The organism is Bradyrhizobium sp. 31Argb (assembly GCF_043638955.1).
In the GTDB taxonomy this organism is placed as follows: domain Bacteria; phylum Pseudomonadota; class Alphaproteobacteria; order Rhizobiales; family Xanthobacteraceae; genus Bradyrhizobium.
In genome coordinates this window covers 1-6,308 of the sequence record NZ_JBEGDB010000367.1, presented here as the reverse complement: position 1 = coordinate 6,308, position 6,308 = coordinate 1, and the positions used below count along the sequence as shown (strand labels likewise).

Here is a 6,308-nt window from a genome sequence, read left to right as displayed (position 1 = left end):
GGCTTCCTCCTAAAAGAAAGCCTTGAATCACGTTCAATCTGATTTGAGAATCCCAAGAGTCCACACGGCCTAGCGGACTTATATCATTGCGACCGCCAGGGGCGCGGATTCGCTCGGCGCGATCGGATGGCTTTCGCTTGTGCGCGCGTCACGGCGTGCCTTGTAGAACTCAAGCACACGTCTCGCCGTTCGGAGTTCAAGCCGCTCGAAGCTGTCCCGCGCTTGATCAAGATCGATCTTGCTTAGCCTGCGGTCCGCTACTCTCATCAGCAGCAAAGCCTTGGCCGTTGCCCAGGAACATCCGCCGGCTTTTGCGACAAGTTGCACGGTACCAGGATTGTCATTGAGAACTGCCCGTTCGACCAATTCGATGGGACAGGTTGCAAGGACGGACAACGCCATGACCGCTGTTTCAAAATCCTGCGCTCGGGCGGCGGCGTGAACATCCGCTTCTCCGAGCTCCTTCCAGTATTTGCGGCGCTTTACCTTCTTCTTTGCCCTCGCGTGATCCGGAGACTGATTGCGGACCTCCAGATTTATGTCGTCGATAACCTCCGTCACAGCATCATGCACGGCGTCGGAAAATTGCGGGTTTGCGGCGGCGATCTTGCTGCGCACGGAAGCAGAGGCAGTTTCCATAAGTTTCAGGAAGTGATGTCTGGGGATGTCATGCCGCGTCCCGACATGGAGCGCGAGCTGGGTATCTTCGCTCGATCGAGCGACAAGCTCGCTGAAGCTGCCATCCGAAAAGCGGGCGCCCGGGTTGCTCGCAACCGCATGGACCACGCCGGCTTCGCCGCGCAGAATCAGTAACTCCGTGATCGCCTCGCTGATTGTTCGACGTTGCGCGATTGCGTGAAGGTGGCCCTGACTTTGGGTGCTGGCGCAGGCGACAAGATCGGATTCGCTAAGGGCATCCGACTGACTGAGGACCGGAGCCGCCACGGCAACAGCATCATCCGATGCAAGTGCTCTGACCAACGTTGCCGGCGCATTCGAGTCAGCCGCGAGATGCCGAGCCAGCCTGACGCGGGTCTTCAACTCGATCACGGCAACGAGGGTTTTGAATATCTCGTCAAACAGTTTGATTTGCTGCTTGGAGTAGCGACCAGACCCGGCAAGGAACAAGTCTGTTATGCGGGTGAGAGCCCTTAGCTGCCGTTTCGTCGACCCGGATGTCGTTGTATTTTGCACTTCATTGATTAACGAATAGAACGTCGTCATGATCTTGGGTCTCGTCGGCACGTTCGCCTTTGGCGGCGAGGAGTTGATGGTGACGAGCTAACATGCGGGCAATGAAGATTGTTGATTCGAGCTGCCTCATAGATGACTAAAATTGTTTGCATTCCAAGCATCGTCTGCGGCAGCTCGAGGCTGCGGCGCTCTTCGTTGGCTCTCTCCGCCAACGTCAGATGAATCTATCGCCGGCCGCGTTCGAAGGTCGCGCATAATAGCGTAGTCTCGTCCGCTGTAATCGCTGCGCGAAAGAAGCGACATGTGAATTGTGGGCCGGCGTTACCTGTCGCGCCGTCGGCACTATTCTCCGTCAAGAACGTGCACTCCCTGCAAATGTCCGCATGATGTCGTTGCTGGGTAATATCCAACCAGTCGAGCACCTGGCGGAGCGCATCGCGAGAGCTGGTCTGGCGATCGACGCTGAGTACGGCTATCGCCTTGACGAGAACATTGACCGGATCATGCCCGAGAAATTTCTCACCCTGCGCGGTCACATACAGGATCACCGAGCGTTTGTCTTCCGCAGCAGGTTTGCGTACCAGGAATCCCTTTCTCTCGAGAACCTTGACGATTTGAGATGCGGTGCCCCTGGTGGTGCCGACAAAAGTGGCCAATGCCGACGGAGTCCGTGAGAACTGGTTCGCGCGAGCAAGAAAACGCAGGGCCATCCATTCGCGATCGCGCAGCCCGTGCCGACTACCTTCGAAGTGCCAAATCCTCGCCGTCTGAACCAATAATTCAACCGTCTCGCGTGCTAACGTCATGATCGACCCAACTCAAAGAATTTGCGAGCAGTTTCGCGGTGCGCACCTCATTAGCGTCCTGATTCGCTAGTCGCTTTGGTTCGAGGCTCAACTCAACTGCATGTCTTTCCGCCCCACTAATGCGTCGGCCATTAAGAAATTGTCTGCTGATCGTTTGAATTCCCTGGCAAGCAACACTGACTTCATTAATCATCCGCCGATTGGACCAGACTACACAGCGCAGCAACGCAATCTGGATCGTCAGCGACAACGACATTGTCGCTGTCACAAGCCGAAAGGTTCGGGGAGCATTCGAAGAATGATGTTCACGTTACGGAGCGTCTCCAGAGGGCGCGAGATCGGACAAATCGTGCTGTTCTACGGATGCATTTTCGAAGCAGTACGCGATAAGCGGCGGACCTGCGCGTCGCGCAAACCCGCCGTTCAGTATGGGATGTCTGCGCTTGCTGCGGTGACGGGCAGGGCTTGCGCTAGCTCGTTGCCAAATCTGCGCAGACACCACGCGGTCGTTGGTCATACCGCTACTTTCGTGGCGTTACCTGTCCTGAATGATGATCTCGCTCTCTCAAGTGAAGATAGGTCGTAGTCTCGATGGCGCTTGCTTGGCCAGGATGCCAAGGTTTTGGAGATCTCGCGTCGCATCATCTTCGGACGTTCCTGTTGAGGTATCGAGACGGTAGCCGATATACCGCCTGGAGACGATCGGGTCGTAGCCGAGACGGTCACGCAGCTTCTTGCGCAGTTTGCTTACGTGACTTTCGATCACGTTTTCATCGAACGTTTCCTCAAAGATCCCATAAACCGCATTGAAGATCTGCGTTTTGGTCAGCCATTTCCCTTGCTGACCAACCATGTGTTCCAGGATACGGAGCTCGCGACGCGGCAGCATCATGACGGCTCCTCCAATTTCCGGATCTCTCCCGTCAAAGAAGACTCGAATCGCACTTTGCCTGCCATGGACCGATATTCCGAGACTGCGGCGGGAGATCGCGGCAGTTCTTGCCAGGATCTCGCGTGGGTGGACTGGAATATGGACGACATCATCCACACCAGCTTCAAAGAGCTCAACCGTGTGCTTAAGCATTCTCTGGTTGCTGAGCGCGATGATCGGCGCACGGCAGCGCTTGCGGACAGTGCGGGGCAAGGTGGCACGAGTATCACAATCTCCAAGAAGAAAAGCGTCAATGGCCGACAGCTCGCCCGCAGATTCCAGCCACTCCAAGAACTCCGTTGGCGAAAATCCAACAGAAGAAATGCCTTCACGATCGAAACCGCCGATGTAGCCGGTTGCAACGTTCTCTCGATCATCAATGATCACGTACATGCGGTATTTGCCCCCATTCGCCAGGCCTGTTGAAACTTTTTGTAAGAAGTTTTTCGTTCGGCGTGTGCCGTTGGTGATGCTGATAGCGTGGGCACATGCTGCTGCAACTGGCGTGGGCGTAGCCGGATAGAACCGATACACATCTCGCCAGCAATGATCGAAACGCTGCCGTGCGGTCGTTGCACGAAGCAACAAGGCTTGTCCGGTCCAGCAGCCTCCCAGCCCAGAACCAACGGACCATCGAGTGACAGCGCGCAATTTCTAGCTGAGAAACGGCCAAGCCCACGTTGGTCGCAGAAAATGCCCTGCGCAGGCAGTTCGTTCTTTCCGGATGAGTCACTTGCAGATTCAGCCTGTTGTGGCGTGAGCTCAGCGCGTCGTGGATTTAGGTTCTTGAGGTTCAGACTCGACGAGACGCCACAAACGCACACGCACACAATCGTGAAGGTGCCCCTAAGACATAGGTGGTCACCTCGAATATAGAACGGCTAGCTCAGTTGCATCGGAGCGCCCGTTGCCATGTTGAGCGCTCCAAAAATTTGCCGTTCTTTTGTAGAAGCGATGTGAGTCGCTCGTCGTGACGTTGGCAAAATGCAGAAATGCAATCAAGCTTGCGCCGAGAGTAGTTAGTACGCAGAGCGACCATTTGTTTTGAAATCATTGAAGCAATTAGTTTTGAATCAATCATTAGATAATTTTGCCGCAATGTTACTTTCGCTCGTGACCTGGAGCCATCGGAAGGCGCGATCATGAATCCCGCCGCGCCAAGATCAAGCATCGTCCATTACGGCCGGAAAAGGTGACGCTTAGAAGTTGTCGCCACGGGAACCCGCCACGTGGACGACGACCCGGACGTCATCGCTCCGATTAGACGAAATCTAATTGATCGGATTCTGCTCGCGCGAAGCGCGGCCTTGTGGCGCGCCGTCCCTTCCCGCGTCATCCGCAATCTCGTTTTCGTCCCGTGGAAGCCAAATCGGCGCTATACTGCTGGCGCTGATTTCGAGACTACCTCTGGCGGGATGCGGCGATGCAGGACAACTCGCTTATTCTGCAATCCATCATCACATGCCCACACTGCGGATACCGTGAGATGGAAATCATGCCGCTAGATGCTTGCAGGTTCTTCTACGATTGCAAGGCATGCGGTGCTCACCTGAAGCCCAAGCCGGGCGATTGCTGCGTTTTTTGTTCCTATGGGACGGTGCCATGCCCGCCGGTTCAGGCCAGCCGTGGAGCATCGACTTGCGCCTGCTCAGCCGGAGATGGCTGAGCCGCTGGGGATGCCGACCTGTTTCGCGAGTTCCGCGCATCCGAACCGTGGTCGACCTGATGGCGGGCGCGCTTTCCAAACAACGCGGCCTGATCGAGGGACGCGAAGGACGAAGCTGGCAAGGTCTCCCGGCCTGATGCAATCAGCCAACCAGATTGGCTCTCCAAGCCATAATCGCGCTGACGCCGCCGACCTAGTCTCCGGTCTTGCAAACAAGGCTTGGGAGATTGTCGTGGATTTTGAACTGTCCAGGGAACAACGCGACATCAAGGCTCGGGCCGCCGCGTTCGTGGAGGAAGTCTGCCGCCCGCTCGAGGATAGTTGGGGCGTGGACGACTACGCCGTGCCGCACGACATCTTCATGGGCGTGGTGCAGAAATTCCGTGAATACGGTTTCAGGGGATTGGCGGTGCCGAAGGAAGCCGGCGGGCAGGGCCTCGGCACCGTCGCGAAGTGCCTCGTCTACGAGGAGATCGTGCGGTCGCCCGTGATGCATGGCCTGCTCGCGACCTGGTCGGGCTTTCTCGATCCGCATCCCGCGCTTTACGTCGCGCCGGATTGGCAGAAGGAAGCGTACCTCTATCCTATCCTCAAAGAGGACAAGTTCTACCACATCAACATCTCGGAGCCGGGAGCGGGCTCCGACGCGGCCGGGATAACGACCACCGCCGTTCGCGACGGCGACAATTACATCATCAACGGCATCAAGCGCTGGGCGCCGCCGCCGAACCATCCGGGCATCACGCCAAAATATCTGCTGTGCTATGCCGTGACCGATCCGACCAAGGGCTATGAAGGGATCAGCCTGTTCCTGGTCGATTATCCCAATCCCGGCGTCTCGGTGCTCCGCGAATACGAGACCATGGCGCCCGGCACCTATCTCGGCCGGAGCTGCGACTACCAGTACAAGGATTGCGTCGTCCCGGCGAAGAACATGCTCGGTGCGGAAGGCATGGGCTTCCGCTACATGATGGACCAGCTCAACCGCAACCGCACCGTGATCGGCGCGCGCCTGACCGGTACCGCGCGCTGGGCGCAGACGCAGGCCGCGAAACGGGCGCGCGAGCGCGAGACGTTCGGCAAGCCGCTTGCGGAACGGCAGGCCATTCAATGGATGCTCGCGGAATCGGAGATGGATCTCGAGCAGTCGCGGCTGATGGTCTACAAGACCGCCTGGATGCTCGATCGCGGCCTCGATGCGCGCAAGGAAGCCGCGATGGTGAAATGTTTCGCCCCGCTCGCGGCCTGCCGGGTCATCGACCGCGCCATCCAGATCCATGGCGGGCTTGGCGTGCTCAGGGAAAACCGCTTCGGCCAGCTCTATTTCCAGAGCCGCATCGCACAGGTTGCGGAAGGCACCACCGAAGTGATGAAGATGACCATCGCGCGCGAAGTGCTGCGCGAGTGTGAATAGCGGAGGCGAGGAGCATCTTCCTCTCCCCGTTCTTCACGGGGAGAGGGTAGGGGTGAGGGGCTGCCTCCGCGAGCACGGTGAGCGATGAGTTTGCGGAGGCTCCCCTCACCCGGAATTCAAGCTTTGCTTGAATTCCGACCTCTCTCCGCAAGAGCGGCTGTCCGATTCACACATCGCGGAGCGCCAGACTGGTACCAAATTTGATGCGCTGGAAGGCTTTGAGCCCCAGGCGCATCGTTTTCGGCCCGGGCTTGCCATAGTAGCCGTCCCATCCGCCCAGACGGGCAATGACCCAAG

At 57.6% G+C, this 6,308-nt stretch carries 5 protein-coding genes; 2 read left to right on the top strand and 3 right to left on the bottom strand.

From position 1 onward, the window contains the following. Positions 1 to 78: 78 nt before the first annotated feature. The 3 genes from AAFX91_RS37615 to AAFX91_RS37605 form a co-directional block, all read right to left on the bottom strand. Positions 79 to 1,224 carry a DUF2336 domain-containing protein gene (locus AAFX91_RS37615; protein ID WP_165421106.1) on the bottom strand — a complete coding sequence of 382 codons (1,146 nt, stop codon included), beginning with the start codon at positions 1,222 to 1,224 and terminating at the stop codon, positions 79 to 81. Positions 1,225 to 1,418: 194 nt separating this feature from the next. Further along, entirely contained in the window at positions 1,419 to 2,000 is a 582-nt protein-coding gene (locus tag AAFX91_RS37610) for a MarR family winged helix-turn-helix transcriptional regulator (RefSeq protein ID WP_394569868.1), read from the bottom strand. A gap of 565 nt (positions 2,001 to 2,565) precedes the next feature. Beyond that, on the bottom strand, positions 2,566 to 3,324 hold the full coding sequence (locus tag AAFX91_RS37605; protein ID WP_394569869.1) for a response regulator transcription factor: 759 nt from the start codon (positions 3,322 to 3,324) through the stop codon (positions 2,566 to 2,568). Positions 3,325 to 4,354: 1,030 nt separating this feature from the next. On the opposite strand from AAFX91_RS37605, the gene AAFX91_RS37600 reads away from it, so the two are divergent. Further along, positions 4,355 to 4,597 (top strand): GDCCVxC domain-containing (seleno)protein, encoded by a 243-nt coding sequence (locus tag AAFX91_RS37600; protein ID WP_394569867.1) that lies wholly within the window; start codon positions 4,355 to 4,357, stop codon positions 4,595 to 4,597. A gap of 232 nt (positions 4,598 to 4,829) precedes the next feature. Beyond that, the gene (locus AAFX91_RS37595) at positions 4,830 to 6,011 is read left to right on the top strand and encodes an acyl-CoA dehydrogenase family protein (protein ID WP_394569866.1); all 1,182 of its coding nucleotides are present in this window, start codon (positions 4,830 to 4,832) and stop codon (positions 6,009 to 6,011) included. Positions 6,012 to 6,308 lie beyond the last annotated feature (297 nt).

Excerpts from the sequence above, each read along its gene's own strand:
- AAFX91_RS37600 (WP_394569867.1), top strand. The coding sequence starts at position 4,355 with ATGCAGGACAACTCGCTTATTCTGCAATCCATCATCACATGCCCACAC.
- AAFX91_RS37615 (WP_165421106.1), bottom strand. The coding sequence starts at position 1,224 with ATGACGACGTTCTATTCGTTAATCAATGAAGTGCAAAATACAACGACA.
- AAFX91_RS37610 (WP_394569868.1), bottom strand. The coding sequence starts at position 2,000 with ATGACGTTAGCACGCGAGACGGTTGAATTATTGGTTCAGACGGCGAGG.
- AAFX91_RS37605 (WP_394569869.1), bottom strand. The coding sequence starts at position 3,324 with ATGTACGTGATCATTGATGATCGAGAGAACGTTGCAACCGGCTACATC.